Origin of the sequence: Salinicola socius (genome assembly GCF_001937195.1) — a bacterium.
GTDB classification, from domain to species: Bacteria; Pseudomonadota; Gammaproteobacteria; order Pseudomonadales; family Halomonadaceae; genus Salinicola; species Salinicola socius.
In genome coordinates, this window is sequence record NZ_MSDO01000144.1 from 1 (window position 1) to 896 (window position 896).

The following is an 896-nucleotide window of genomic DNA, read 5'->3' on the forward strand; positions in this document are numbered from 1 at the left end:
CACCGGCGCATCGTTAGTCCCCGTGACGGTAATGGTGACCGTCTTGGGCTCGCTGACCCCACCATCGTTGTCGGTGGCGGTATAGCTGAAAGTGACGTCACGGCTTTCGCCGGTAGCCAGACCATCGAAGTCAGTGCCGGGGGCGAAGCTGTAGGAACCGTCGGCGTTGAACGTCAACGAGCCGTTGCCCTGACCTACACCGGTGTCGAGGGCATAGCTGGCGATGGTGCCATCGACATCAGTCGCTGCCGGAACCTGGCCACTAAGAACGCTGTTCTCGCCGGTGGTCTGGGTATCGGCGACGGCCACCGGCGCATCGTTGGTGCCGGTCACGGTGATGGTGACCGTCTTCGGTGCACTGACGCCGCCGTCGTTATCGGTGGCGGTATAGCTGAAGGTGACGTCGCGGCTCTCGCCCGCGGCGAGACCGTCGAAGTCGGTGCCGGGGGTGAAGCTGTAGCTGCCGTCGGCATTGAACGTCAGGCTGCCGTTGCCCTGACCTACGCCGGTGTCGAGCGCGTAGCTGGCGATGGTGCCATCGACGTCACTTGCTGCTGGAACCTGCCCGCTAAGAACGCTGTTCTCGCCGGTGGTCTGGGTATTAGCGACGGCCACCGGCGCGTCGTTGGTGCCGGTCACGGTGATGGTGACCGTCTTGGGTGCACTGACGCCGCCATCGTTATCGGTGGCGGTATAGCTGAAGGTGACGTCGCGGCTCTCGCCGGCAGCCAGACCGTCGAAGTCGGCACCCGGCGTGAAGCTGTAGCTGCCGTCGCTATTAAAGCTGAGGCTACCGTTGCCGGTGCCGACATCCGTCGCCAGGTCGTAACCGGCGATCGTCCCATCGATATCGGTCGCTGCCGGAACCTGCCCACTGAGAACGCTGTTCTCGCCGG

1 protein-coding gene is annotated in these 896 nt (G+C 64.2%); it reads right to left on the reverse strand.

Going from position 1 to position 896, the window contains the following annotated elements; all coding sequences use genetic code 11:
* Positions 1-896, reverse strand: an 896-nt coding sequence (locus tag BTW07_RS19285; RefSeq protein ID WP_144077031.1) for a tandem-95 repeat protein, incomplete at both ends; no start/stop codon positions are given.